19 protein-coding genes and 1 pseudogene are annotated in these 25163 nt (G+C 47.3%); 9 read left to right on the forward strand and 11 right to left on the reverse strand.

The annotated features are described in order from the left end of the window. Nucleotides 1-209: 209 nt before the first annotated feature. Nucleotides 210-635, forward strand: a pseudogene (gene smrA, locus B067_RS20005) (DNA endonuclease SmrA); the annotation flags it as partial. 335 nt (nt 636-970) lie between these two features. On the opposite strand, the gene B067_RS0108855 reads toward smrA, so the two are convergent. The 8 genes from B067_RS0108855 to gatC form a co-directional block, all read right to left on the reverse strand. After that, a complete protein-coding gene (locus tag B067_RS0108855) occupies nt 971-1330 on the reverse strand; it encodes a tetratricopeptide repeat protein (protein ID WP_156820803.1) in 360 nt (119 codons plus the stop codon). A 72-nt stretch (nt 1331-1402) separates the two neighbouring features. After that, nucleotides 1403-1786 (reverse strand): hypothetical protein, encoded by a 384-nt coding sequence (locus tag B067_RS0108860; protein WP_156820804.1) that lies wholly within the window; start codon nt 1784-1786, stop codon nt 1403-1405. A gap of 275 nt (nt 1787-2061) precedes the next feature. Then, a complete protein-coding gene (locus B067_RS0108865) occupies nt 2062-2925 on the reverse strand; it encodes a ferredoxin--NADP reductase (protein WP_019529724.1) in 864 nt (287 codons plus the stop codon). 143 nt (nt 2926-3068) lie between these two features. Beyond that, entirely contained in the window at nt 3069-3710 is a 642-nt protein-coding gene (locus B067_RS0108870; RefSeq protein WP_019529725.1) for a class I SAM-dependent methyltransferase, read from the reverse strand. Between the two features lie 25 nt (nt 3711-3735). Then, nucleotides 3736-5415 (reverse strand): dihydroxy-acid dehydratase, encoded by a 1680-nt coding sequence (ilvD, locus tag B067_RS0108875; RefSeq protein WP_019529726.1) that lies wholly within the window; start codon nt 5413-5415, stop codon nt 3736-3738. Nucleotides 5416-5815: 400 nt separating this feature from the next. Next, nucleotides 5816-7261, reverse strand: a complete 1446-nt coding sequence (gene gatB, locus B067_RS0108880) for an Asp-tRNA(Asn)/Glu-tRNA(Gln) amidotransferase subunit GatB (protein WP_019529727.1) — start codon at nt 7259-7261, stop codon at nt 5816-5818. Between the two features lie 23 nt (nt 7262-7284). Beyond that, nucleotides 7285-8736: an Asp-tRNA(Asn)/Glu-tRNA(Gln) amidotransferase subunit GatA gene (gene gatA, locus B067_RS0108885; protein ID WP_019529728.1), complete on the reverse strand. Its 1452-nt coding sequence runs from the start codon at nt 8734-8736 to the stop codon at nt 7285-7287. Between the two features lie 71 nt (nt 8737-8807). Then, entirely contained in the window at nt 8808-9095 is a 288-nt protein-coding gene (gatC, locus tag B067_RS0108890; protein ID WP_019529729.1) for an Asp-tRNA(Asn)/Glu-tRNA(Gln) amidotransferase subunit GatC, read from the reverse strand. A 309-nt stretch (nt 9096-9404) separates the two neighbouring features. Between gatC and B067_RS0108895 the strand changes: the two genes are divergently transcribed. The 8 genes from B067_RS0108895 to B067_RS0108930 all read left to right on the forward strand — a co-directional run bounded on the left by B067_RS0108895 (nt 9405) and on the right by B067_RS0108930 (nt 19771). Further along, entirely contained in the window at nt 9405-10442 is a 1038-nt protein-coding gene (locus B067_RS0108895; RefSeq protein ID WP_019529730.1) for a rod shape-determining protein, read from the forward strand. A 53-nt stretch (nt 10443-10495) separates the two neighbouring features. Beyond that, a complete protein-coding gene (gene mreC / locus B067_RS0108900) occupies nt 10496-11329 on the forward strand; it encodes a rod shape-determining protein MreC (protein ID WP_083921393.1) in 834 nt (277 codons plus the stop codon). 4 nt (nt 11330-11333) lie between these two features. Beyond that, nucleotides 11334-11822, forward strand: a complete 489-nt coding sequence (gene mreD, locus B067_RS0108905; protein ID WP_019529732.1) for a rod shape-determining protein MreD — start codon at nt 11334-11336, stop codon at nt 11820-11822. A gap of 38 nt (nt 11823-11860) precedes the next feature. Next, complete coding sequence (locus B067_RS0108910; protein WP_019529733.1) at nt 11861-12466, forward strand: Maf family protein; 606 nt, start codon at nt 11861-11863, stop codon at nt 12464-12466. Then, on the forward strand, nt 12463-13938 hold the full coding sequence (gene rng, locus B067_RS0108915) for a ribonuclease G (protein WP_019529734.1): 1476 nt from the start codon (nt 12463-12465) through the stop codon (nt 13936-13938). Before B067_RS0108910 ends, rng begins: the two co-directional genes overlap by 4 nt. Nucleotides 13939-14018: 80 nt before the next feature. Beyond that, nucleotides 14019-18029: a YhdP family protein gene (locus B067_RS0108920; protein WP_019529735.1), complete on the forward strand. Its 4011-nt coding sequence runs from the start codon at nt 14019-14021 to the stop codon at nt 18027-18029. Then, complete coding sequence (locus tag B067_RS0108925) at nt 18026-18862, forward strand: carbon-nitrogen hydrolase family protein (RefSeq protein ID WP_019529736.1); 837 nt, start codon at nt 18026-18028, stop codon at nt 18860-18862. Before B067_RS0108920 ends, B067_RS0108925 begins: the two co-directional genes overlap by 4 nt. 30 nt (nt 18863-18892) lie before the next feature. After that, nucleotides 18893-19771 (forward strand): DMT family transporter, encoded by an 879-nt coding sequence (locus tag B067_RS0108930; RefSeq protein ID WP_019529737.1) that lies wholly within the window; start codon nt 18893-18895, stop codon nt 19769-19771. Nucleotide 19772: 1 nt separating this feature from the next. On the opposite strand, the gene B067_RS0108935 is transcribed toward B067_RS0108930, so the two are convergent. The 3 genes from B067_RS0108935 to B067_RS0108945 all read right to left on the reverse strand — a co-directional run bounded on the left by B067_RS0108935 (nt 19773) and on the right by B067_RS0108945 (nt 24574). Continuing rightward, complete coding sequence (locus B067_RS0108935; protein ID WP_019529738.1) at nt 19773-21290, reverse strand: SpoVR family protein; 1518 nt, start codon at nt 21288-21290, stop codon at nt 19773-19775. Further along, nucleotides 21287-22564 (reverse strand): YeaH/YhbH family protein, encoded by a 1278-nt coding sequence (locus B067_RS0108940; protein ID WP_019529739.1) that lies wholly within the window; start codon nt 22562-22564, stop codon nt 21287-21289. Before B067_RS0108940 ends, B067_RS0108935 begins: the two co-directional genes overlap by 4 nt. 87 nt (nt 22565-22651) lie before the next feature. Next, the gene (locus B067_RS0108945; protein ID WP_019529740.1) at nt 22652-24574 is read right to left on the reverse strand and encodes a PrkA family serine protein kinase; all 1923 of its coding nucleotides are present in this window, start codon (nt 24572-24574) and stop codon (nt 22652-22654) included. Nucleotides 24575-25163: the final 589 nt, after the last annotated feature.

Genomic DNA, 25163 nt, shown 5'->3' on the forward strand with positions numbered 1-25163 from the left:
AGCTGACAATCCATCCTTTAAATTGTTGCTGTTGAGAAAGTAAGGGTTTGAGCTATGGACGATGACGAGGATTTATTTAAGCAGGAGATGGCTGGGGTTAAACCCTTAAAACGTCAGCCCAAAGTTACTCTTAAAAAAATGATACCGCTCAATCTGTTTTAGCCGCCCGTCGCGTAGCCGCCCAAGCTGCGGTTGCCGCTGATCATAACTCCTTGAGTGACAATCAAATAAGCTTGCTAGACCCTTATTATTTTATAGAGTACAANCGCGCGGGTGTGCAGAACGGTGTTTATAAAAAACTCAAACAAGGTAAGTATCAACAAGAGGCTAGGTTGGATCTGCATGGCCTCACGGTTGCAGAAGCTAGGGTTGAAGTGTTCGATTTTATTAAGCAGTGCTACCACTATGGTTTGCGCACCGTGGTTATTATCCACGGTAAGGGCCTAAGCAATAAGGCCGCACAGGCCAAGCTGAAAAGCTATGTAAACAATTGGCTGCCAACATTAACCGAAGTGCAGGCATTTTGCAGTGCCCTGCCGCAACATGGCGGTGTGGGTGCGGCGTATGTTTTATTGGCCAAGAGTGAGAAAAGTAAGCAGGAAGCTCGTGAAAGGATTACTAAGGGTAGGGGGTAGTTTAGAGTCCCTAGTCCCTAGTCCCTAGTCCCTAGTCTATAGATTAGAGGGTTCAGAGTTGAATGACACTTATTTAAGCCATATTTCTTCATTGCTTTGTCATACCGGCGTAAGCCGGTATCCATATTTAACAGCTGGATTCCGGCTCGGAGGCCGGAAGGGCCTGCCCCGTGAGCGTAGCGAGTGCTTTGGGTATGACTCACACTTTTTGCTTAAGTAAGNGCCATTCGGTTCAGAGTTAAGTTGTGGTAGGGCAGGCTTATACGGCCTGCTGTGAACGTAAAGTGGACCGTCACCTACAAAAAACAATGGTAGACCCTCATTCCTGAGTGCTTTTAAATATGCCCTCTGGTAAGATCTTTTTCCATTAGTGCATTATACATCTGCAGATAATATGGATGCTTCGGAGCATCTTTATTGACCTCTATAACTTTCAATAAAATCTCTCTTGCTTTCTCATACATTTCAAACTGCATAAACGCGCCAGCCAATGTCGACATAACTCCCGGACTCCCGTGAATTGGTGCATATTTTTGGGCTTCACCAGCATAAAATATTGCTTGTTCAGGATCATTAATGAAATAATAAAGCATTGAGATTATTGATAGCAATTTTGCCCTATCTTCACGCGTTAAATTTACCATTATTTTCACAGCTTTCCGCACTGTAACTTCGGCCTCTTCCAGTTCATTCAAATAGATATTCGCCTCCCCCAGTTTTAGCAAGTATGAATAAGGTGCATCTCTTAGCCCATCAAGAATTAAAGCTTATTTTTTTATATCACCCCATATATCTTTCGTATATTTATGATTATTAACCGCGTCCACATATTTAAGCTCTAGATTCATATAGTGGTATAAAACTTTTACCTCATGAGGACTATCACTCTTTATCAGATCTAATTTATCAAAATATTTTCTTGCATCACTTACATTACCAGATTTAATAAGCCCAAAAATCTTATACATCTTAAATTCTTCCGAAGATACATCACAACCGAAGCTTTCAGACTCAAGAGATTTAATGAACTGCTCACCAGTTTCGTTCCCATACTTTTTTTCTAAATTATCCACGCACACTTTTGTCTCATTACTTAATACTCCATTACTTATAAGCGCAGCCACAATTAAACAAAGAAACTTACTATTCATTTTCATACCGCCTAAATGTTTTATGAAACCACTCTTTTACCTCGCTATGATCCCAATTATTTTTTACTGTAAAATCAGCAGGATTCTACGGGGTCAGATGAAACTAAAAGTACTAATTTTATGAGAAATATCCAATAAGTCTTATCTGACCCCACTTACCTGTTATCTGACCCCACTTACCTGCCACTTACCCCGCCGCCTACAAAAAAACGCCTAAGAAAATTAATAAGAGCACTCTAAAGATAGCTGATCGCCTCATGAGTGTAACGGGTGCATCACCCGACAAAGGCCCGCTCTACAACGAAAGTGCCAGGATCATTATTGTGGCCTTCTACCAGGCCGTGCTCTGCCAGCATCGCGGCCATTTCCTTATTGAAGGCCATGGAACCACAAACCATGACTCGATCAATCTCAGGGTTAAAGCGATTATCGATAAGGTCGATATCCTCTGCGAAGTCACCGGAGCGAATTCGATTTGTTATCCGGCCCTTTGTTCGGAACTCACCTTTAGTCACTGTTGGGTAGTACGTGAAGCGATCCTTCAGCAATTTACCAAAAATATCGTCATCGTGGATTTCAGTATCCAGAAATTCGTGGTAGGCAAGCTCCTCCTCTTCTCGAACCGTATGCGTGATAATGATTTCCTCAAATTTTTCGTGTGTCTCGGGATCCCGTAACACTGAGAGGAAAGGAGCTAATCCAGTACCGGTGGCCACTAAGAACAATCGTTTGCCAGGCTTTAGCGCGTCTATTATCAGCGTTCCTACAGGCTTTTTACTGAGAAAAATATAATCATCAACCTCCAAGTGTTGCAGCCTTGATGTCAGCGGCCCCTCGGGTACCTTCACAGAGAAAAATTCAAGGTGGTCCTCCCAACTCGGGCTGGCAATCGAATAGGCTCTTAATAAAGGCCTGTCACCGTCTTTCAGGCCAATCATCAAAAACTCGCCAGATCGGAAACGGAGGCTAGGCGGCCGTTCAACACGAAAGCTGAATAAGTTGTGCGTCCAATGGTGAACCCAAGTCACTTTTTGCAGATGCAGATTCTTAGCTTCAGCGATTGCTTCGAGTTCGGGTAAAGTAGCAGGCCCCACTGAGTCACTAAGCTCAGACTCTTTCGGTTGAAAACGTTCGGTCATTGTTATTTTCCAATTAGGATTCTACGGGGTCAGATGAAACTAAAAGTACTGATTTTACAAGATTCTACAGGGTCAAATAAAACTAAAAGTACTGACTTTATGAGAAATATCCAATAAGCCTTATCTGGCCCCACTTACCTTCTCTAGAGCTTGGCATTCTGTCGCTGGCTAACAATAGCCAGCCAAGGCTGCTGCTCTCTTGGCATGCCGCTAGGGCGGTAGTAGTGGTCTATTATTTCAAAACCGGATTGATGGAGGTAGGCTCTGATGGTTTCGAGTTCCATGTAATGGCCATAGCGCTGACCTTGCCACCCTTCAGCACTTCCTCTTGGATTCGATGAAAATAAAATACCACCAGGTCGTAAAGCGGCGTGTAATTGCCCTAAAACTCTGGGAAGTTCCTGGCTGGGTACGTGAAACAAGGACGCGTTGGCAAAGATACCGTCGAAATGGTTTTCCTCAAGCTCAAGGCTTAGAAATTGCTTATGCAGGATGGGGCAGCCGCTATATTGATGCGCCATTTGGCAAAATGCTTTACTGCCGTCTAGCCCGGTGGGCCTGTGGCCTAAAGCTTTAAACGTGTGAAGATCTCGTCCAGGGCCGCAACCGAAGTCCAAGATATCCAGTGCGGTATCTTGGGGTAGCGCTTGCAAAAAAGCTGCAATATTTTGGCTGACATCATGGTCTCTCGTCCCCAACCAAAAGGACTCTGCGTTACTCTCGTAATGCTCAAGGGTGACTCTTTCTATCTCATCAAGAGCGGCCTGGCGTGGTTTGATCGGCATACGTAAGGGCACCTCTATTAATGGCCTATAGGTCTTTATCCGTCACCGCGCCTTCAGATGCTGAGCTTACCGTTTTTGCATATTTTGCCAAAACTCCTCTTGTGTAACGGGGTGCTGGTTTGCTCCATTTGGCTAAACGCTGTTTGATCTCGTCATCAGAAATATTGAGATTCAATTCTCTTGTTGTCGCGTCAATGGTAATTTCATCGCCGTCTTCAACAATAGCCAGCGACCCGCCTTCATAGGCTTCGGGAGTAATATGGCCAACCACAAAACCATGACTACCTCCGGAAAAACGGCCGTCGGTAATTAACGCAACCTCTGCCCCTAGCCCTTTTCCCATAATGGCGGAGGTGGGGCTTAACATTTCCCGCATGCCTGGCCCTCCTTTAGGGCCTTCATAACGAATCACCAGAACATCGTTTTTGACGACGGTTCCATCTAAGATACTTTTAAGCGTCTCCTCTTCCGAATGGAATACGCGTGCCGTACCCGTGAAACTCAAGCCCTCTTTGCCGGTGATCTTGGCGACAGCACCTTCGGGAGCAAGATTGCCCCTAAGCACAACAAGATGGCTATCTTTTTTGATGGGGTTTGAGAGTGGGCGAATAATCTCTTGGTTTTCTGGGTAGGGCTTAACATCGGCGAGGTTTTCTGCCACGGTTTTGCCGGTGACCGTTAGGCAGTCACCCTGTAAGTGGCCTGTATCTAAGAGCATTTTCATCAGCGGTTGGATGCCGCCGATGGCAATCAGCTCCGACATTAGGAATCGCCCACTGGGCCTTAAGTCCGCCAGCATCGGGGTGTCGTTACCAATTCGAACAAAGTCATCCAAACAAAGATCGACGTTGATGCTATGCGCCATGGCCAATAGATGTAACACGGCGTTAGTCGAACCGCCCAAGGTAATCACCACCTTAATGGCATTCTCAAAGGCCGCCTTGGTCATGATATCGGAGGGCTTGATATCATGCCTAAGTAGGTTCATCACCGCGGCGCCTGCTCGATGGCAGTCGCTCATTTTGTGCTCGGAGATGGCGTCTTGTGCAGAGCTGTTGGGTAAACTCATACCCAGCGCTTCAATCGCGGCAGCCATAGTATTCGCCGTATACATGCCGCCACAGGATCCGGGGCCTGGAATCGCCGTTTCTTCAATGGTTTTTAACTCTATATCGGACACGGAGCCGTTGGCGTGACCACCCACGGCCTCAAACACCGAAATGATATCCGTGCGATTTTTTCCCGGCTGAATAGTCCCACCATAAACAAAGATGGACGGGCGATTGAGTCGTGCCATACCGATCAAGCAGCCCGGCATATTCTTGTCACAGCCACCAATGGCGATGATAGCGTCGTGGCCCATACAGCCTGAAACCGACTCAATGGAGTCGGCAATCACTTCTCGAGAGACCAGGGAGTATTTCATGCCTTCTGTGCCCATGGAAATACCATCGGAGATAGTAATAGTGTTGTAAATCACACTCTTACCACCCGCTTCATTAACGCCTATGCCAACCTCATCCGCTAAGGCATTAATATGCATATTGCAGGGCGTCACCATACTCCAAGTGGAAGCTACGCCCACCTGAGGCTTGTTAAAATCGTCATCCTTAAAACCCACCGCTCTCAACATAGCGCGGCTTGGGGCTTGCTCAACACCATCAACAACGATAGAGGAATGCTTACGATGATCTTTGTCGCTCATGACTTAGGCCTTTATATGTTGGTTTGCAATTACAGTGGTTGGGTGAGTAGGTAAACACTTTACCGCCAGACATCCTGTACCCAAAGCGCTCGCTGCGCTCGCGGGGCAAGCTTTCCGGCCATGCGTGGCTCATTATAAATCGGTAGGAAAGCCGATTTACACAGCCTAAGGCTGCCCGAAGGGTGGTGCACAGGGATGTGTACTATGAAACAGGTCCTTACGTTACTTCATTTTACTCAGCTTATCAGGCTTTACTCACAAGCAAGGGCGAGCTATGTCGCTGAGCCATCTCTATACATCGGCTTGTTTACTGATAAGTGTCCGCATGGAGAAAGTCATTCTTTTGGAAGCAAAGGGCAGCTTTGGGTCAGCTACCGCCCTTTCTCCACAGATCATGCGGTTATTGATTAAGCTTTTTCGCCAGTATCTGATTAACCATGCCGGGGTTGGCTTGGCCTTTACTGGCTTTCATAATGGGGCCCATAAAACCGCCTAATAACTTTTTACGTTTTTTGTCGTCGGCTTCTTTATATTGCGCGACGCCATCAGGGTTGCTGGCTAGTACTTCATCAACAATCTTTTCTAAAGCGCCAGTATCAGAAACTTGTTTCAAGCCTTGTTTATCAATAATTTCATCGGCAGAGCCTTCACCTTGCCACATGGCTTCAAATACTTGCTTGGCGATTTTGCCTGAGATGCTGTTGTCTTTAATGCGATTAATTAAGCCCGCTAAGGCTTCGGCATTAACCGGGCTGTTGGCTATGCTTAGCTCTGCGTTATTGAGCTTGGCCGACAGCTCGCCGCTAATCCAGTTGGCGGCTAGTTTGGCGTCGCCGCAGTGTTGGGTAACACTTTCAAAATATTCAGCGGTATCGCGTTCGTCACCTAATAGGCTGGCATCGTAGTCGGATAGGCCATAGCTGGCGACAAAGCGCGCTTGGCGGGCGTCAGGTAGCTCGGGTAGTTTCGCGCGTATAGCTTCTATAGTTTCGCTGCTAATTTCTATAGGCAATAAATCAGGGCAGGGGAAGTAGCGGTAGTCGTTGGCTTCCTCTTTGCTGCGCATAGAGCGCGCTTCGCCGGTGTCGGCATTGTAGAGTCGAGTTTCCTGTAGTACCACTTCGCCGTATTCCAGTAAATCAATTTGGCGCGCGACTTCTTTGTGTATGGCCTGCTCCATAAAGCGGAAGGAGTTAAGGTTTTTGGTTTCGGTGCGGGTACCTAATTTTTCTTCGCCTTTGGGGCGTATAGATACGTTAACATCAAAGCGCATAGAGCCCTGTGACATATCACCATCAGAAATGCCTAGCGAGGTGACGATAGAGTGTAGCTTTTTGGCAAAGGCTATCGCTTCGTCGGAGGTGCGCATATCGGGCTCAGAGACGATCTCTATTAACGGCGTACCGGCGCGGTTTAAATCTATACCTGATTGGCTGGCAAATAAATCGTGCACTGACTTGCCCGCATCTTCTTCTAAATGGGCGTGGTGTATGCGTATGGTTTTGTGGCTGCCGTCGGGTAGTTGTATCTCTACGGTACCGGCGCCCACGATAGGCTCATCCATTTGCGTGGTTTGATAGCCCTTGGGTAAGTCGGGGTAAAAATAATTTTTTCTATCAAAAATCGAACGCTGGTTAATGTCGGCACCTATGGCCAAGCCAAACATAATGGCGTAGTGCATAGCCTGTTCGTTAATGACCGGTAAAGTGCCGGGCAGCGCTAAGTCTATGGCGCTGGCTTGTGTATTAGGGGCGGCACCAAAGGCGGTGCTAGAGCCGGAAAATATTTTCGATTTTGTGGCCAGTTGTACGTGTACTTCCAGGCCTATAACTGTTTCCCATTCCATCTTTGCGTAAACCTCTTAATCTTTTAAATGCCGGTGGGCGTTTGTAGGTGCCAGTCGGTGGCTTGTTGAAAGCGATGCGCGGCATTCAGCAGGCGTGCTTCATCAAAGTAATTACCGATTAGCTGTAGGCCGGTGGGCTTGTTACCGGCAAAGCCTGCAGGTATAGACATGCCCGGCAATCCGGCGAGGTTAACGGAAAGGGTGTAGATGTCTTCTAGGTACATGGTGACGGGGTCGTTAGATTTCTCACCCAAATTAAATGCCGGGTTGGGGGTGGTAGGCCCCATGATAATATCGACCTCGTTAAAGGCGTTGACGAAATCATTTTTAATCAAGCGGCGTATTTGTTGTGCTTTTTTGTAATAGGCATCATAAAACCCTGCCGATAAAGCGTAGGTGCCGACTAATATGCGACGCTTCACTTCGTCACCAAAGCCTTCGGCACGGCTGCGGGTGTAGAGGTCGTATAGGTCTTCTGGATCTTCACAGCGGTGGCCGTAGCGCACGCCATCAAAGCGCGACAGGTTGGCCGAGGCTTCTGACGGGGCGATGATGTAATAGCAGGGTACCGCTAACTCAGTGTGAGGTAGGCTGATTTCTTTTACGGTGGCGCCCAGTGCTTCATATTCTTTAATGGCGGCTTGCACGCTTTTTTCTATGTCGGCATTTAAACCGGCGCCAAAAAATTCTTTCGGCAGGCCTATGCGTAATCCGCTTAAATCTTTGTTGAGGTCGGCGCTGTAGTCGGGCACCGCTTGCTCGGCGCTGGTGGAATCTTTTTCGTCTAGCCCGGCCATTACATTCATTAATAGGGCGGCGTCTTCGGCATTGCGGGTCATGGGGCCGGCTTGGTCTAGGCTGGAGGCGAAGGCGACCATGCCAAAGCGCGACACCCTACCATAGGTAGGTTTAATGCCGGTAATACCACACAGGGCGGCGGGTTGGCGTATAGAGCCGCCGGTATCGGTGCCGGTGGCAGCCACGGCTAAGTGTGCAGCCACTGCGGCGGCCGAACCACCCGATGAGCCGCCGGGTACGGTGTTGGTATCCCAAGGGTTTTTAACCGGGCCGTAAAAGCTGCTCTCGTTAGAGGAGCCCATGGCAAACTCGTCCATATTGGTTTTACCCAATGACACCACGCCCGCCTGTTGCAGTTTTTCTACCACGGTGGCGTCGTAAGGGGCGATAAAGTTATCCAGCATTTTTGAGCCGCAGCTGGTTTTAACGCCCTTGGTGCAAAATATATCTTTGTGGGCTATGGGTATGCCGCTTAATAAACCGGCGTTGCCTTGGCTGCGTGCTTGGTCGGCAGCCTGTGCCTGCGCCAGTGCTTGCTCGGCGGTCACGGTGATGTAGCTATTGTAGTTACCGTCTAATTGCTTGATGCGGTCTAGGTAGTGCTGGGTTAGCTCTACGCTGGAAAAGGCTTTGCTGTCTAAGCCTTTTAATAATTCGGCGATGGTGAGTTGATGCATGACCGGGTGGTCCTTATGTGTAGAATCTTTATAAGTCTGTGTAGTGATGAAGCCAGTTCAGTGTGGCTAGGCTACTCAATCACTTTCGGCACTAAAAATAGGCCTTGTTCAACGGCGGGTGCATTTTGTTGCAGCAGCTCACGTTGGTCGGTTGCGGTGACTATGTCGGCTCTTAAGCGCTGGGTGGCATCCAAGGGGTTATGCATGGGTTCTATGCCGCTGGTGTCTACCGCTTGCATGGTGTCTACCATGGCCAGTATGTCATTAAGCCGCGAGGCTACCTCTTCCATTTCACTGGCATCTATACGTATGCGTGAAAGCTTGGCGATTTTTTCTATATCAGTTTGCTCTACTGACATGGTGTTGTAGCCTCATTAGGGGTAAATAGAATAAACGATGACCGCTGATTGGCTGTTCTGGCTGTGGTAAAACGGCTGTTAAACGGTAGCTGAACTGTGACCCAATTTGATAAGTCATTATAAACGCTAAAGTTACCACATTTCTGCCTTGCTCTGAATCCCCGGCGTTGATAGAGTGGCCAATTTATTGCAAGACTTTATGATTAGTGCCATTTTCATTAGGTGTTAATCACAATAGCTGACAGACGTTGGTGGGAAAGGCTACATCGAAGCCCCAAAAAGCCCCCTGATATAACAACAGAGGCTCGAATGTTTAAACGATTAAGAGGTTTGTTTTCAAACGATTTATCTATCGATTTGGGAACCGCCAATACCCTAATATATGTGCGCGGCGAAGGCATAGTGCTAGATGAGCCTTCGGTAGTAGCAATACGCATGCACAATGGCCATAAAACGATAGAGGCGGTGGGCACCGATGCCAAGCGTATGCTGGGTCGAACCCCCGGTAATATTACCGCCATACGCCCTTTAAAAGACGGTGTTATAGCCGACTTTCAGGTTACCGAAAAAATGCTGCAGCATTTTATCTCTAAGGTGCACCAAAACTCCTTGGTGCGCCCCAGCCCTAGGGTGTTAATTTGTGTGCCCTGCAAATCTACCCAGGTTGAGCGTCGCGCTATCCGCGAGTCGGCGTTGAGTGCTGGTGCCAGAGAGGTACGCTTAATAGAAGAGCCTATGGCGGCGGCTATAGGTGCGGGCTTGTCGGTAGAAGAAGCCATCGGTTCCATGGTGGTGGATATAGGTGGCGGCACCACTGAAATCGCTATTATATCTTTAAACGGCGTGGTCTATTCCGACTCGGTGCGGGTAGGCGGTGACCGTTTTGATGAGGCTATAGTCTCACATGTGCGCCGTGCCTATGGCAGCTTAATTGGTGATGCTACAGCCGAACGGATCAAACAAGAGATTGCCTGCGCTCATAAAGACAGTGAGCTGCGTGAGATAGATGTGCGTGGCCGCAACCTCGCTGAGGGGGTGCCACGTAGCTTTACCCTTAACAGTGATGAGGTGTTAGAGGCGCTGCAAGAGCCCTTGGCAGCCATAGTGCAAGCGGTTAAGCGCGCGCTGGAACAAGCGCCGCCTGAATTAGCCGCTGACATTGCCGAGACTGGCATCGTGCTAACCGGTGGTGGTGCCTTATTGCGTGATATCGACAAGCTGATTTCTGATGAGACCGGGCTACCGGTTATTGTCGCTGAAGATCCTTTAACCTGTGTGGCTAGGGGCGGCGGTAAAGCCTTAGAGATTATTGATAAACATAATATCGATTTGCTTTCGACTGAATAAACAGTACTCAGGCCTCTTATTGTATAGGCGTCGTCCAATAACGGGGAACAGCTATCAAACCGCTTTTTGTTAAAGGCCCATCTGTAGGCGCCAGGCTATTACTACTTAGCCTGCTGGCGTTTGCCTTTATTTTTGCCGGCCAGCGCTATCAGTGGTTTCAATCCCTAGAGTCTTCCTTGAGTGTAGTGGCTGCGCCTTTTTATTGGGTGACTGATATGCCCGATAGATTGGGCTTGTGGGTGGATGACAATGTTGTTAGCCGCAAAACGCTGCGTAGAGATAATCGCAGGCTCAACACTGAAGCCTTATTATTAAAAGCACAGGTGCAAAAGTTAGCCTCGTTAGAGGCTGAAAATGTGCGCCTGCGTGCCTTGCTCAATTCTGCAGCGCTGTTGGATGACACCGTGTTAGTCGCCGAGTTAATCGGGGTATCTTCCAGCCCACTGCATCATGAAATTATTATTAATAAAGGCAGTGCTGATCAACTTTATGTAGGTCAGCCGGTAATCGATGCGCTGGGCTTAATGGGTCAGATAGTAGAGGTAGGGCCTAAACAAAGCCGGGTGATGATGATTACCGACGCCACCCATGCCATACCGGTGCAGGTTAATCGTAACGGTGTACGCAGCATAGCTGAAGGTGTGGGGTTGTTACATGAGCTGACCTTACGCCATGTGTCGGCTACCACCGATATACGCGTAGGGGATTTATTAGTCAGTTCAGGGCTGGGCGGGCGCTTTCCCTTTGGTTATCCGGTGGCGATCGTGTCCGAAGTGAGCATAGATCCGGGCCTGCCTTTTGCCACCGTGCGTGCCAAGCCTAATGCCCAGCTAGACCGCAGCCGCTATGTTTTGCTGGTATTTAACCGCAAAAACCCCCAAGGCTAATACCATGATGCAGCAACGCGCCAATGGTACGTGGGTAATAGTGACCAGCATAGTGATAGCGCTAGTGCTTAGCATTACCCCTATGCCTTTTTGGGCGCAATGGGGCAGGCCAGAATGGTTGGCCATGGTGTTAATCTACTGGGTGATCGCCCTACCCGAACGAGTCGGTTTAGGTGTGGCCTGGTTGTCAGGTTTGGTACTGGATGTTATCGAAGGCACACCCTTGGGGCAAAACGCCTTTGCCTTGGCGGTAATTACCTATGCCGCTTTAGTGCTTTATCAACGTATGCGCATGTATACGCCATGGCAGCAAGCGGGAGTGCTGTTTGTATTGGTGGGGGTGCATCAACTAATAGGGCACTGGGTGCAAACCCTGATAGGCGTAATCTCCCCCACTCTGCTATTTTTATTACCAGCCTTAGTCAGCGCGCTGTTGTGGCCATGGTTATCGGCTTTGCTGCGTTTTTGTCGGCGTTATTTTTACGTGAGCTAAGCGTGGGCTAGTGTGTTTTTATTAGGTGTATCTCTATCATGTCCACAACTATACAGTGTGTTTTAGCCTCGCAGTCACCGCGTCGCGCTGAACTGTTACAACAAATTCATGTCGACTTTATAGTGCAGAGTGCCGATATAGATGAGACTGCCGTCGCCAATGAGCTACCCGCCGACTATGTGCAGCGTTTGTCTTTAGCGAAAGCGCAAACGGTATGGCAGCAGCGCAGTGCTAGCCAACAACCGGCCTTACCGGTAATAGGTTCAGATACGGTGGTGGTGATAGACCAGCAGCTGTTAGGCAAGCCTGCCAGCCGAGCGGAGGCCAGGCGCATGTTGCAGCTATTATCGGGCCGTCAGCATCAGGTGCTAACAAGTGTTAGTGTGGTCTATCAGCAACAGCAGTTAACGGCTTTAAACACTACCGCGGTAAACTTTCGGCCTATTAACGAAGCCGAAATCGAGTGCTACATAGCGGGCGATGAACCCTATGATAAAGCTGGTGGCTATGGCATACAGGGTTTTGCCGCGGTGTTTATAGAACAGATACGGGGCAGTTACTCAGGGGTTATGGGTTTACCGTTACAAGAAACCTACCAATTGCTGCAAGCCCTACCCACGGATATAAAAGTAGTAAAGCCATGAGCGAAGAAATACTGATCAACCTAACTCCCATGGAAACCCGCGTCGCCGTGGTTGAAAACGGCATGTTGCAAGAAGTCTATATAGAACGCGCTACTTCCAAGGGCATAGTCGGTAATATTTACAAAGGTAAAGTTGTGCGCGTACTACCGGGTATGCAGGCCGCCTTTGTCGATATAGGCTTAGAGCGCGCCAGTTTTATACACGCCTCAGATATTGCTCTGGATAATAAAGACGGCGAGCGTCGCAATAGCGATGCCCCAGACATACGTAGCCTGTTGCGCGAAGGCCAGGCCATTGTTACCCAAGTCATTAAAGATCCTATGGGTACCAAGGGTGCGCGGTTAACCACCCGTTTGTCGGTGCCTTCTCGTTACCTAGTCTTTATGCCAGGCACTAGCCACTTAGGGATCTCTCAGCGCATAGACGATGAAGATGAACGCAGCCGCCTGCGTGAGTTGGTAGAAAAAGCCATAGCCGAAGAAGAGGTGGCTGGTTTAGGCGGCTTTATTATTCGCACCGCTGCGGAAGGTGCACAAGAAGAAGAGTTGCACGCCGATATACGTTTTTTTAAACGCTTATGGGCCGCTTTAGAAGGCAAAATGAAAGAGCGCAAAGCGCCTTCTATCATCTATGAAGACCTACCTTTGCATATGCGCACCATGCGCGACTTGATACGGCCAGAAGTAGAAAAAATTCGTATAGACTCGCGCGAAACCTACGAAACCGTTAAGGCATTTACCGACGAGTACATACCCGAGATAGGTCCGCGGGTAGAGTATTATCCCGGCCCACGACCCATATTTGATTTGTATGGCATAGAAGATGAAATGCAAAAATCGCTGGGCCGCAAGGTAGAGTTAAAATCCGGCGGCTATTTAATTTTCGATCAAACCGAAGCCATGACCACCATAGATGTTAACACCGGTGCTTTTGTCGGCCATAGAAATCAAGAAGAAACGATTTACAAAACCAACCTAGAGGCGGCCACGACGCTGGCCCGGCAACTAAAAATACGCAATCTAGGCGGTATTATCATTATTGATTTTATCGATATGAAAGATGCTGAACACAAACGGCAAGTACATAGAGCCTTAGATAAAGCCATGGCCAATGATCACGCCAAAACGACTATTACCGGCGTATCGGAATTGGGTTTGGTGGAAATGACCCGCAAGCGTACCCGCGAAAGCTTAGAGCATGTGTTATGTGAAGCTTGCCCGGTATGCCAAGGTAGGGGGTCTGTTAAAACAGCAGAGACTATTTGCTACGAAATTTTTAGAGAGATATTACGCGAAGCCAGAGCTTACGAGAACGATGCCTTATTGGTGCTGGCCTCACAGGAGGTGGTCGATAGGTTGTTAGATGAGGAGTCGGCCAGTGTTGCCGACCTAGAAGAGTTCATAGGCAAAACCATACGTTTTCAAGTGGAAATTATGTATAGCCAAGAGCAGTTCGATGTTATTTTATTATAATAGCCGCAGCATTGCGTGAGCGACAAGGAATCCATAATTGTTAAACAAGTATAACCTTCAACGGTGCCAGGCTTAACAGCATGATAAAGCAATGCACAACCTGGTGTAGGCGCACGGTCAAGCTTATTCTGCTCACAGCCTTGTTGCTGGTGGCCAGCTATGCCAGCCTGGGACGTTACTACATAGATTATGTAGAAAAATACCAGCGTGTACTGGTAGGTTATTTTGTAGAATATACCGGTTTACCGGTAGAAGTGGGTAGTATTTCAGGAAGCTGGTCTAAGCTGTCATTTATCCTTTCCTTTAACGACATAGTCTTGCACGGCGCGAATCAGCAAGCGCTACTGAAAATCCCGCAAGCTAATTTCAAAGTAAACCCTTTACAGTCGCTGTGGCATAGGCGCTTTTTAATAGACAGCGTTTCCCTGGATGGTTTAACGACGCGTCTTGAAGAAAAATCACCGGGCAAATGGTCGTTGGCAGGTTTTGATTATGCCTTGGCCGATAATAATAGCGCACTGGATGTAGATCAGTTGCTAGATGCTATTTTGGCTATCGATAGGCTAGAATTTTTTAACAGCCATATAGAGTTACAGTACTACAGCGATAAGCAGACCAAGCTCTATACCGGCGAATTAATTCTTAGGCACCACCAAGGCTTTAGGCGCATACACTTGCAAGCTAATTTGCAAGATGCACAGCACTACGACGAAAGTGATGTGGTAGAAGACGAGCCTATAACACTGCTAGTAGAAACCTTGGGTGACCCTAGGGATGACGATTTTACCGCACAGGGCTATTTAAAATTTGCTGCGGTGGATTTGGTAGAGCAATTGCCAGTACTGCATAGCTTTGGCCTTAAGCCTAAACAGCTCACTGTGGATAGCACCATCTGGTTGGACTGGCAACCGGACCGCGTCATTGCCTTGCAGGGTAATATCAGTACGCCGTTATTCGATATAGGTAGTATTAATGAGCAGTTAATCCCCATCTTAAAAGATTTCTCTCTAGATTTTAGGGCCGAAAAAAATCTGCAGGATGAATGGCAGCTGTGGCTGCCTAGTATCGCAGGCGAATGGCAAGGGCAGAGCATAGCGATAGAACATAGCATGGCAACCTTAAGTGCCGATGCATTAATCATTGATTTATCAGAGCTTAATGCGGAGCAGCTTAGCAATAAGTTATTAAGCCTTAAGGTTTTACCCGAAGCGGCACAGCAAGCCTTGACGACGTTGTCCCCCAAGGGCAGTTTGCGCCATATTAACGTCAATATAGGCCGAGGCCCCAGCGCCGACGCCATCGATTTTAGCGGCCAATATACGCTATTGGCCGAGTTAGATGCGGTAGCTATAGCGGCGTGGCACGGTGCGCCAGCGGCGAGCAATATCAGCGGCTATTTAGAGCTGAGTGAAAGCGCGGGTGCGGTTACCCTAAGCAGTGAGCCTTTCGATATTAGCTTTCCAGGTATTTATGACAACAGCCTGCACTTTGATATAGCCAAGGCCAAAGTGGCTTGGCGCATAGAGCCAGAAGCCATCTATGTTGATAGCGGGGTGATAGATGTTAGAGCCGAGTATGGTCCGGCGGTAGCGCAGTTGGCCTTGCGGTTTCCCCGGCAGCAAGATGCCGGGGATGCCACTATGTTTTTAGCGGTGGGTTTAACTAATACCCCGGCCAGCAATCGCGATAAATTCATACCCGCGGTGCTGAGTGAAGATTTATTAGCGTGGTTGGATAGCAGCATACAGGGCGGCGATATTACCCAGGGCGGTTTTATTTATAACGGCTCTCTAGCTAAAGACAGCGCGCAAGAGCGCAGTGTGCAATTATTTCTTGATGTCGCCAATGGTGAGTTGGATTATCAGCCGGGTTGGCCTGCGCTAAATAGTATACAAGCACAGGTTTTTGTGGATGATGGCGATGTCGATGTTTACAGCGCCAGCGCTATAGCCAGCGGCATTGCCTTGCATGATACCCGCGTCACCGTGACTCCACAGCCTAATGGCGACCCTTGGTTAAGTGTGGCGACACAGTTACAAGGTGATGCTGGGCAGGGATTAGCCGTAGTGAATACCGGCAACTTGCGTGAGATCGTTGGCGATACCTTTGTCGACTGGCAGCTTAGCGGTGATATGAGCGCCCATTTAACCTTGGGGGTGCCCATAGCGTCGCAAAGCGAACAGCCGGTACAGGTAGATTTTGCGGCCTATATACGGGCGGGCGATTTGCGCCTATCCGATTATCGCCTAAGCCTAAAAGATTTTTACGGCCCGTTTGAATATTCCTCTACCAAGGGGGTGACGTCTACCGGCTTGCAAGGTTTGTTGTTTAATAAAAAAGCGACAGTAAAAATAGCCCAGGCCGCTGACCACTCAGTCGTGGTGAATGTGGACGGCCAGTTGCATGTGGATGATGTAGAGGACTGGGCACAGTTTGCTGGCATGACCTATTTTAGTGGCCAAACCCAGGTGCAGGCTGAGGTGCGGGTTAATTCAGAACATGATCAGTTAACCCTAGTGTCTGATTTAAAGGGTGTGGCTATAGATTTACCGCCGCCCTATAAAAAGTCCTCTGATGAGGTCGCGGCTTTTGCTCTGAGCATACCTTTAGGTGGCGAACAAACGCTGCTAACCATGACGCTGGATAAAACGCTTAGCAGCCATTTACGCTTAACCGAGCAAGGCGTGAGTGGCGGTAATTTGGTGTTTAACCCTAGCGGTGATGAGCCTGTGCCTGATGACGAGTTTGTAATTACCGGAATGGTGGAGCACGTAGCTGCGCAAGAGGTGCAGCAGGCTTTGCAGCGTTATTTCGCCAACAGTGCTGAGCTGGATAAATTAGCGGCCAATAAAAAAACAAAAAAAGTAACAATTAAACCCCCTACTCATAGCCTGCCATTACGAGTAGAAAACCTGCAGCTTAACCACGTCGATGTTTATGGCTTGGCGGTAGAGTCAGGGCTGGTCAATGTGCAGCAACAACAGCAAGCCTGGGTGTTAGATGTGGTTAGCGATAAAATTACCGGTGCCATTGCGTTTCCAGTTGCAGGCAATAAAGCCATACAGCTTAATTTGCAAACCGTACATCTATCGACCGCCGAGAGTGAAAAACGCGATGAGGCTATAGATGAAAATAAAGCGACGGAATTTTATCAATTAAAGGCCTCGATGTTTGATGATATCAATCCTGCGGATATCCCTAATGTTGATATTGCCATCAAAGAAATTTATATAAACCAAGATTTATTAGGCCATCTAGCCTTAGAGCTACGATCTAAGAAAAATAGCTTAACGTTTAATAATATACAGGGCGAGATTCGCAAGCTTAAACTGGGTGGGGCTGAGAAAAAATTACGACTCACATGGCTTAAGCGTGAACAAGGTGGCGAGAGCCAGCTAACAGGTGCGATAAGTTTTAGCGATGTGGGTGCTGTGTTTGAGCAATGGGGCTATGAGCGGGCGATAGAATCTAAGAGCGGTTTAATAGAGTTGGATTTAACCTGGCCAGGCGCGCCCGACCAGTGGCAAATGGCTTTGTCGCAAGGCGATATTAAGCTGGATGTTAAAAAAGGCATTTTCTTAAACACTGCAGGTGGTGCAACAGGCGCTTTACGCATAGTCAGTGTGTTAAATATGAATAATATTTTACGCCGCTTGCGCTTAGACTTTACCGACCTATATAAGTCTGGGGTGAGTTTTGATGAGCTTAAAGGCGAATTTGAAATGGTGGGTGGTCGCCTATATATCATCGATTATCTCAATATAGAGAGTCCTTCAAGCCGCTTCCGCTTGTCTGGCAGTACGGATCTTAATGCCGAGGTATTGGATATGGATTTAATTGCCACGCTACCGGTAGGGAAAAACTTACCCTGGATAGCGGCGCTGATGGGAGGGGTACCGGCGGCAGCCATAGTTTACGGTGCCAGTAAGTTATTTGAAACGCAGGTTGATAAGTTTTCCAGTGCCGTATATAGCATAGAGGGCAAGTGGGATGACCCGCAATTGAAACTGAAAAAAGTGTTTGACGCTAAAGGTCAAAAGAATCAGCAAACACAGCTTAAATCAGCAAAGGATAGTAAGGCGGGGCCATGACAGTAGCAACAATAGCAGCCATACAAATGCTTAGCGGCAGTAAACTCGATGAAAATTTAGCTCGTGCTGAAATATTAATGGCGCAGGCTGTTGCGCAGGGTGCGCAATTATTAGTGTTGCCCGAGGTGTTCGCGATGTTCGCCAGTGCACAGCAATATACCGTAGGCGTAGCCGAAGCGACGGGCAAGGCACCTATACGGCAGTTTTTGGCGCAGCAGGCGCGCAAGCATAAAGTGTGGATAGTGGCGGGCTCTATACCCATAGCCGATGCGGGTAGCAGCAGTAAGGTGTATGCGGCCAGCCTCTTGTTTAATGATAGAGGCGAGGAGTGCGCACGTTATAATAAGTTGCATCTTTTTGATGTTGATGTGGCCGACAAACACGGTAGTTATAGAGAGTCCGATACCTTTGTGCCCGGCAATGATGTGGTGGTGTTTGCTACCCCCTTTGGACGTTTGGGTATGGCGATTTGTTACGACCTGCGCTTTCCTGAATTTTTTCGCGCTATGTTTGCTGAGGGCGTGGATATGATCAGCGTGCCTGCGGCATTTACCCGCAAAACCGGTGAGGCGCATTGGTTGCCGTTGCTGCGCGCCAGGGCGATAGAGAATCAATGTTATATCATAGGCGCCAACCAAGGCGGCGATCATGACAATGGCCGAGAAACCTCGGGCGGCTCGGCGATTATAGATGGTTGGGGCAAGATATTGGCGCAGGCCGATAAGGGTGAGGCTTGCGTAGTAGCTAACATGGACTTGGCTAGCTTACAGCAGCTGCGCTTGGCCATGCCTATACAGCAGCATCAGCGCTTTACGGTGCAAGCAAAAAACTAAACTTTAATCATCATTGTTAACGAGTACTTTATGCCCCAATGGCAGGCTGACGCAGTTTTGGCCTTACTGACCCTGGTTACCGGCTCTACCTATTTTATTTCAAAAATAGTCTTACAAACGCTAGATCCATTTGTTTTTTTAGCGCTGCGATTTTTCATATCATCCTTGCTGCTATATATGCTGTTTTATAAACGCATTCATCAGTTGCAGTGGTCTATTTTTTTACCTTGTTTACGGGTAGGTATATTTTTATCTGTAGGCATTATTATGATGACTATAGGTTTACAGCACAGCCAGTCTGGCCAGGTCTCCTTTATTATAAGTATGGAAGTGGTGCTGGTGCCGGTCTTTGCATTGTTGTTTTATGGCGAGCGTATTGATCGCCTTGTTTTGTTAGGCCTGCCTATAGCGGTGATAGGCTTGGCATTATTAACCTTGCAGGCAGGCACTAATATCAATCAGGGCGACATATGGGTTATGGCCTCGGCGTTCTGTTTTGCCTTGTACACCATTTATAACTCGCGATATGCGGTGCGTTACGATCCGGTTATTTTAGCTTGGGTGCAAGTGACTATGGTAGCGGTAGTGAGCAGTCTAGGTATGTTGTGCTTTGCTGAACTTAAACTGGATATCAACGCGGCTGCGGTTTATGGCATCGCCTATTTAATTGTGGTGGCCACGGTTATACGCTTTTATGTGCAAACCTATGCGCAGCGCTATACCACCGCCACCCATACCAGTTTGATCTTTATGCTGGAGCCAGTGGTTGCCGCTTTGTTTGGCTACGCTATCTTAGGTGAGGTGTTGTCCGCTCAAGCTATGTGGGGGTGCGGCTTGATTCTTGTGGCTACCTTTATTGCCAAGGCAGGTTATTTTTCAAGACGTAAACCGCAGAGTGTGTGCCGATAAATCACTGGCCAGCTTCATCCTTACCGGTTTTAGCTGGGTAGTGAAAGCTCTGGGTAATAGTCTTGTTGTCTAGCGAGTGCAGGTGTATGTCAAACCCCCATAACCTGTGTATATGTTTTAATACCGACTCGGTGGATTTCCCCATAGGTTTTCTTGCAAACTGCGTGTGGTGCAAGGTGAGCGATCTGTCGCCGGAAATCTCTACGTTGTGCACTTGAATATTGGGTTCCCTATTACCTAGATTGTATTGCCCAGCTAATGATTCCCGCACTTTTTGATAGCCGCTGCTATCGTGTATGGCGGCAACTTCTATATCGGCATTGTTATCATCGTCGATTATAAAAAATAGCTTTAGGTCGCGAATGATTTTAGGGGATAGAAACTGCAAGATAAAGCTTTCATCTTTAAAGTCACGCATGGCGAACTGCAGCGTTTTTTTCCAATCACTGCCCGCAATATCTGGGAACCACTCTCTGTCTTCAGCGGTGGGATGTTCGCAGATGCGACGTATATCTATCATCATATTAAACCCCAGTGCATAGGGGTTGATGCCGTTATAATAAGGGCTGTTGTAGGGTGGTTGGAAGACCACGCTAGTGTGCGATTGCAAAAATTCCAGAATAAAGCCGTCGGTGACTAAGCCCCTGTCGTACATTTCATTTAATATCGTGTAATGCCAAAAACAGGCCCAGCCCTCGTTCATAACTTGGGTTTGCCGTTGTGGATAGAAGTACTGCGCTATTTTCCTAACTATGCGTATTATTTCTCGTTGCCATGGGTCTAGCAGTGGTGAGTTCTTTTCAAAAAAATAGAGCAGGTTTTCTTCTGGCTCTGCTGGAAAGCGGACCTTTTTAAGTGTGTCGGCCTCGGCGCTGCCTGCAGGAATAGTACGCCATAGGTCGTTGACTTGTTTTTGTAAGTGTTCTTCGCGTTCGTGCTGGCGGTTTTTTTCTTCTGCTGCGGAAATGGGGTAGGGGCGTTTATAGCGATCCACACCATAATTCATAATGGCATGGCAGGAGTCAATAACATTCTCAACTTCAGTAATGCCGTATTTGTTTTCGCACTCAGCGATATAATTTTTGGCGAAAACTAAATAATCAATAATGGAATCGGCATCGGTCCAGGTTTTAAATAAATAATTACCCTTAAAAAAAGAGTTGTGGCCGTAGCAGGCGTGGGCAATAACCAGTGCCTGCATGGTCATGGTGTTTTCTTCCATTAAATAAGCTATGCAAGGGTTAGAGTTAATCACTATTTCATAGGCTAAACCCATTTGCCCGCGGTTATACGAACGCTCGGTATTGATAAATTGTTTGCCATAGGACCAGTGGTGATAGCCTAGCGGCATGCCAGACGAGGCATAGGCATCCATCATTTGTTCCGAACTAATGACTTCGATTTGGTTGGGGTAGGTGTCTAGGCCAAATTCGGCAGCAATTTTAGCGATTTCTCTGTCATAGCGCTCTATTAGCTCAAAGCTCCATTCAGATGAGGTGGATAGTGGTGATTGTTTCATGCGATTTGCTTCTGGAAAAGTTCGCGAAAAACGGAATAAATTTCGGACGCGTCAACGAGTTGTTGCATGGCAAATGATTTGGGATGTTGGTCTTGAACAATGCTGTAATCCTCCCATAGCGATTGATGCTCTCTGGGAGTGATCTCTATGTAAGAGTAATATTGCACTTTAGGTAATATGTCTTCACTAAGTAGCTGCCGGCAGATAGATGAGTCATCATTCCAGTTGTCGCCGTCAGATGCCTGTGCGCCGTAAATATTCCACTGCTCGGAAGGGTAGCGCGAATCAATAATGGTTTTCATTAATTTTAAGGCGCTGGAAACTATGGTGCCGCCGGTTTCCCTAGAATAGAAAAATTCCTGTTCATCAACTTCGCTGGCACTAGTGTGGTGGCGTATAAAAACCACCTCGGTACGCTGGTAGTTACGTTGTAAAAATAAATACAGTAATATAAAAAAACGCTTGGCTATATCTTTGGTGGTTTGATCCATAGAACCGGAGACATCCATTAGGCAAAACATTACCGCTTTGGATTGTGGATTGGGAACTTTAACATGCAAGTTGTACTTAAGGTCGAAGTCATCTAACCAAGGTACGCGTTTTATAAGCTTGCTGAGTTTTTCAATTGCGTCTGTTAGAAACTCTATGCGTTGGTGGTTTCGTAATATCATGTCTACCGCTTGCAGCTGGTCTAACTCTTGTTGCAGGGCGGCAAGTTTTTTACGTTTCGAAGAGGTTAGGGCTATGCGTCGGGCATTGGCCGAACGCAGAGATCTGACGATATTGATTTTCCCCGGTGAACCTTCGTTGCTAATGCCGGCGCGGTGTATTTTGAATTCTTCGTTGCCAGCCAACTGCCGTTTAATCATGTTGGGCAGTTCCAGGTCTTCAAACATAAAGTCTAGAAATTCTTCCTGGGTGATGTTGAAGATAAAGTCATCTTCCCCCTCGCCCTTATCACTGGCGCCAGACCCAGAGCCACCCTCGCCACCACCTGAGGGTGGCCTGGGGATGTGGTCACCAGTAATGAAATCGGTATTGCCCGGCAGCACATTTTCTGAGTGGCCGCCTTGGCCGTGATGAAATATAGGCTCGTCTATCTCTTTGGAGGGGATGCTGATTTTCTCGCCATGCTCTATATCGGTGATGGAGCGCTTGCCTATGGCATCACTAACCGCTTTTTTAATATGTTTGCGATAGCGCTTTAAAAAGCGTTGGCGGTTAACCGTGCTTTTGTTTTTGGCGTTGAGGCGTCTATCTATAATAAAGCTCATAAGCTTACCTGTAATAACGTGATGGAAAATCGCTGGCCTGCATACTCATGCTCACCCCTAACACAAAGCTGTGTTTTGGCTTAGCAGCTACTGTGATTTTCTGACGCGTAAGTACCACTCAGATAAAAGTCTTACTTGTTTCTCGGTATAGCCTCTTTCTGTCATGCGATCAACAAAGTCTCTGTGTTTTGTTTTGTCCTCGGCTGATGCTTTGGTGTTGAATGAAATAACCGGTAGTAAATCCTCAGTATTGGAGAACATTTTCTTTTCTATAACCGTGCGTAGCTTTTCGTAACTGTTCCACGCTGGGTTGTTGCCGTCGTTGTTGGCCCTAGCTCGCAAGACAAAGTTAACCACTTCGTTGCGAAAATCTTTGGGGTTGCTGATGCCTGCAGGTTTCTCTATTTTCTCAAGCTCTTCATTTAGCGAAGCTCTATCAAGTATTTCACCGGTTTCTGGGTCGCGAAATTCTTGGTCTTGTATCCAGAAATCGGCATAGGTGACATAGCGGTCGAAAATGTTTTGGCCGTATTCGGCGTAGGATTCTAAATAAGCGGTTTGTATTTCCTTGCCTATAAACTCTACATATTGTGAGGCTATGTATTCTTTAATAAAGTTTAAATAACGGTCTCGAATTTCCTTAGGGAATTGCTCTTGCTCTATTTGCTGCTCTAGCACATACAGTAGATGTACGGGGTTGGCGGCTATTTCTGTGGGGTCAAAATTAAACACCTTAGAGAGTATTTTAAAGGCAAAGCGGGTGGAAAGTCCGTTCATGCCCTCGTCAACGCCGGCGCTGTCGCGATACTCTTGTATGGATTTGGCCTTAGGGTCGGTGTCTTTTAGGTTTTTGCCGTCATAGATTTTCATCTTTGAATAGATGTTGGAGTTTTCGGGTTCTTTTAAACGCGACAATATGGCGAACTTGGCCAGCATGGATAAGGTGTCTGGAGCGCACTGGGCTTTTGCCAGTGAACTATTTTCTAACAGTTTTTTGTATATTTTGACTTCTTCTGAAACGCGCAAGCAATAAGGTACTTTGACTATATAGACGCGATCTATAAAGGCCTCATTGTTTTTGTTGTTTTTAAAGGTTTTCCACTCTGATTCGTTGGAGTGCGCTAAAATAATGCCGTTAAACGGTATCGCGCTTAGGCCCTCGGTGCTGTTGTAGTTACCTTCCTGGGTGGCGGTTAACAGCGGGTGTAATACTTTGATGGGCGCTTTAAACATTTCCACAAATTCCATTATGCCTTGGTTAGCTCGGCATAGGCCGCCAGAAAAGCTATAGGCGTCAGGATCATTTTGTGGGAACTCTTCTAGCTGGCGTATATCGACTTTACCTACCAGTGATGAAATGTCTTGGTTGTTTTCATCGCCCGGTTCTGTTTTTGAAATGGCAATTTGACTGAGTATAGAGGGGTAGACTTTTACTACTTTAAATTGGCTGATGTCACCATTGTATTCATGCAGGCGCTTAACCGCCCAGGGCGACATGATGGTGTTGATATAACGGCGAGGTATGCCGTAGTCTTCGCGTAATATTTTTCCATCTTCTTCTGGGTCGAACAGCCCTAATGGTGATTCAAAAACAGGTGAGCCTTTAATACAATAGATAGGCTCTTTTTCCATTAGCGATTTTAATTTTTCGGCTAGGGACGATTTACCGCCACCGACTGGGCCTAATAGATAGAGTATTTGTTTTTTCTCTTCCAAACCTTGGGCGGCATGTTTAAAAAACGAAACTATGTTTTCTATACACTCTTCCATACCGTAGAAGTCTTTGAATACAGGGTAGCGCTTGATGACTTTGTTGGAAAAAATACGACTGAGTCTGGCGTCTTTGGCGGTATCAACAATTTCCGGTTCGCCTATAGCCAGTAATAGACGTTCAGCCGCCGAGGCATAGACGCTAGGGTCAGATTTACATAGTTCCAGATATTCTTGGATACTAAGATCTTCCTGTTGCACAGTTTCGTAGCGTTGGCGGTAGTGGCTAAAGATGCTCATAATTCACCCCTGTAACGGTAAGACCGAAAAAACGCTGAGTAAATCCTCAGAATTAAAAATACCCAGATGTGGCAAAATCCCTGCCGGTTAGTCTGATGATAATGCTGCTATGAACTCACCACTCTGAATCTAAGCATAGTCTAAAAAAAAATAGGACGTAGTCAATTATTGTAAGAAATATTTTTTTAAGCATGTAAATGTGTAAAAAAACCTTAGTCGTTTTACCTGTAGTGGGCGCTTGTTAACGGCCTGAGCGAGGGCTGCCAGGCAGCGAGAATAGTTATAGGGAATAGTGTTTATATAGTGGCTAATTATATTGCGGTTTGTCCAGCCAGCCGCCGGTGGCTTGTAGTGCTGTCATCTCATTGGGCTTGGTTACCCAGAGGGCGAGAGCGCTTTTTTTACCCCGCACCATTTGTGAAGAGCTTATTTTTAACTGCAAACGGTATAAGTCATTGTTAATGGCGCTGTTTTAAGAGGCGTAGCGGGTCTATACGTTCTGTGCGATACCCTGGATATGGGTGCCAGCGCGGGCATGGTTAGGCACAGCAATAACCGTGTGTTACCACTTATGACTAAAGTCATGTTT

It is taken from the genome of Dasania marina DSM 21967 (genome assembly GCF_000373485.1).
GTDB lineage: Bacteria > Pseudomonadota > Gammaproteobacteria > Pseudomonadales > Dasaniaceae > Dasania > Dasania marina.

Coding starts and splice junctions, on each gene's coding strand:
- B067_RS0108860 (WP_156820804.1), bottom strand. CDS start 1,786: ATGAATAGTAAGTTTCTTTGTTTAATTGTGGCTGCGCTTATAAGTAAT.
- B067_RS0108865 (WP_019529724.1), bottom strand. CDS start 2,925: ATGACCGAACGTTTTCAACCGAAAGAGTCTGAGCTTAGTGACTCAGTG.
- B067_RS0108870 (WP_019529725.1), bottom strand. CDS start 3,710: ATGCCGATCAAACCACGCCAGGCCGCTCTTGATGAGATAGAAAGAGTC.
- ilvD (WP_019529726.1), bottom strand. CDS start 5,415: ATGAGCGACAAAGATCATCGTAAGCATTCCTCTATCGTTGTTGATGGT.
- gatB (WP_019529727.1), bottom strand. CDS start 7,261: ATGGAATGGGAAACAGTTATAGGCCTGGAAGTACACGTACAACTGGCC.
- gatA (WP_019529728.1), bottom strand. CDS start 8,736: ATGCATCAACTCACCATCGCCGAATTATTAAAAGGCTTAGACAGCAAA.
- gatC (WP_019529729.1), bottom strand. CDS start 9,095: ATGTCAGTAGAGCAAACTGATATAGAAAAAATCGCCAAGCTTTCACGC.
- B067_RS0108895 (WP_019529730.1), top strand. CDS start 9,405: ATGTTTAAACGATTAAGAGGTTTGTTTTCAAACGATTTATCTATCGAT.
- mreD (WP_019529732.1), top strand. CDS start 11,334: ATGATGCAGCAACGCGCCAATGGTACGTGGGTAATAGTGACCAGCATA.
- B067_RS0108910 (WP_019529733.1), top strand. CDS start 11,861: ATGTCCACAACTATACAGTGTGTTTTAGCCTCGCAGTCACCGCGTCGC.
- rng (WP_019529734.1), top strand. CDS start 12,463: ATGAGCGAAGAAATACTGATCAACCTAACTCCCATGGAAACCCGCGTC.
- B067_RS0108920 (WP_019529735.1), top strand. CDS start 14,019: ATGATAAAGCAATGCACAACCTGGTGTAGGCGCACGGTCAAGCTTATT.
- B067_RS0108925 (WP_019529736.1), top strand. CDS start 18,026: ATGACAGTAGCAACAATAGCAGCCATACAAATGCTTAGCGGCAGTAAA.
- B067_RS0108930 (WP_019529737.1), top strand. CDS start 18,893: ATGCCCCAATGGCAGGCTGACGCAGTTTTGGCCTTACTGACCCTGGTT.
- B067_RS0108935 (WP_019529738.1), bottom strand. CDS start 21,290: ATGAAACAATCACCACTATCCACCTCATCTGAATGGAGCTTTGAGCTA.
- B067_RS0108940 (WP_019529739.1), bottom strand. CDS start 22,564: ATGAGCTTTATTATAGATAGACGCCTCAACGCCAAAAACAAAAGCACG.
- B067_RS0108945 (WP_019529740.1), bottom strand. CDS start 24,574: ATGAGCATCTTTAGCCACTACCGCCAACGCTACGAAACTGTGCAACAG.